This window comes from Methylomonas rivi (assembly GCF_024505165.1).
Classification (GTDB): Bacteria; Pseudomonadota; Gammaproteobacteria; order Methylococcales; family Methylomonadaceae; genus Methylomonas; species Methylomonas rivi.
The window spans coordinates 1-1,888 of the sequence record NZ_JANIBK010000286.1 but is presented as its reverse complement, the minus strand read 5'-3'; the positions used below and the strand labels follow the sequence as shown (position 1 = coordinate 1,888).

At 55.3% G+C, this 1,888-nt stretch carries 2 protein-coding genes; both read left to right on the top strand.

From position 1 onward, the window contains the following. On the top strand, nt 1–269 hold a 269-nt coding region (locus NP596_RS21155), incomplete at its 5' end, for a DUF2835 domain-containing protein (RefSeq protein WP_256617361.1). Between the two features lie 590 nt (nt 270–859). Next, nucleotides 860–1,888: hydrogenase small subunit (locus NP596_RS21150; RefSeq protein ID WP_256617360.1), on the top strand; the 1,029-nt coding region annotated here is incomplete at its 3' end.

Sequence of the window (1,888 nt, the reverse complement as noted above, 5' to 3'; positions counted from 1 at the left end):
CATTCGCCGTGCCGGCCCAAGCCGGCACGGCGCCTTCCATGTCGGCCAACCAATTTATCCGTTTCAACCTTTATTTAAGCTACGACCAGTTTCTGGCCGTCTATCAAGGCATTGCCAATACCGTCAATGTGCGGGCGGACGACGGCCGCCGCATCCAGTTTCCGGCCAGTAAAATACAGCGTTTTTTAACCAAGGACGGTATCCAGGGCTATTTCGAAATGGAACTCACCCCGCAAAACAAATTCGTCGCCATTAATCGAATCGCTTAATTCCGTTCGCCTACTCAATTCCCCCGAATACATCGGAAATCGAAGCCATTGAGCCGCCATAAGACTATGCGTTGGGTTACGGCTCGAGCCTAACCCAAACTACGCTGAATAGTTACCAGTTACCGGAATTTTTCTATCCCTCGGGTTTAAATCGAAACATACGACGCCTTCATCTAAATGTCATATTCCGCGCATTTATCGGGGTAATTTGTCGGCTTTGTAATAAGACGCACAAAAAATTCGCCGTCCCCTTTCCATTTATCCCACAAATCACAAGGTTTTAGGCGCTTCCGCAATCAGGCATAAATGTTGCGGTAAACCATGCCGACTCTCGGTTCATCCGCGAAAAGGGGGTTCAGGAAACCGTTCCGAATTTTCCAATACATTCCGTTCGGGCCGAGCTTTTGGCGGCCTGACTGATGCAGCCCCTTGCAGGCAACCGGGGCAAACCGAATTTTTAGGGCCGGGCAAATAATAATTCAGCACCTGCCGGCCGATTCGGCCTTAACGGTGCCGCACTGAAAAAAGCATCTACCTTTGCGGGCAGACGCCACGTTTTCAGCTTGCATATAACAACGCCGGGAGCTTACGTGATCGAAACCTTTTACGATGTGATGCGCCGCCAAGGCATCACCCGCCGCAGTTTTCTGAAGTTTTGCAGCCTTACCGCAGCCTCGCTGGGCTTGTCCCCGGCCTTCGCCCCGAAGATTGCCCATGCCATGGAAACCAAACCGCGCATCCCGGTGTTGTGGCTGCACGGACTGGAATGCACCTGTTGCTCGGAATCCTTCATCCGTTCCGGCCATCCGCTGGCGAAAGACGTGATATTGTCCATGCTGTCGCTGGATTACGACGACACCATCATGGCTGCCGCCGGCCATAACGCCGAAGCCATCGTCACCGAGATCGTCGAAAAATATAAAGGCAACTACATCCTGGCCGTGGAAGGCAATCCGCCGCTGGCCGAAGACGGCATGTATTGCATCATCGGCGGCAAGCCCTTCGTCGAACAACTCAAATACGCGGCGGAAAGCTGCAAGGCCATTATTTCCTGGGGTTCCTGCGCTTCCTGGGGTTGCGTGCAGGCCGCCAAACCTAACCCGACTCGAGCCACCCCGGTACACAAAGTCCCCGGCTTGGCCGACAAACCCATCATCAAAGTCCCCGGCTGCCCGCCGATCGCCGAAGTGATGACCGCCGTGGTAGCGTATTTGTTGACTTTCGACAAACTGCCGACGCTGGACAAACAAGGCCGGCCGCAGATGTTCTACAGCCAGCGTATCCACGACAAATGCTACCGGCGGCCGCATTTCGACGCCGGCCAATTCGTCGAACAATGGGACGACGAAGCGGCGCGGATGGGCCACTGCCTGTACAAAATGGGCTGCAAGGGGCCGACCACTTACAACGCCTGCTCGACCGTGAAATGGAACGAAGGCACATCCTTCCCGATTCAAGCCGGTCACGGCTGTATCGGCTGCTCCGAAGACGGTTTCTGGGATAAAGGCAGCTTTTACGAGCGCCTTACCGACATCAATCAATTCGGTATCGAAGCCAATGCCGACGCGGTCGGCGGTACCGCCGCCGCCGTGGTGGGCGCCGGTATCGCCGCGCATGCC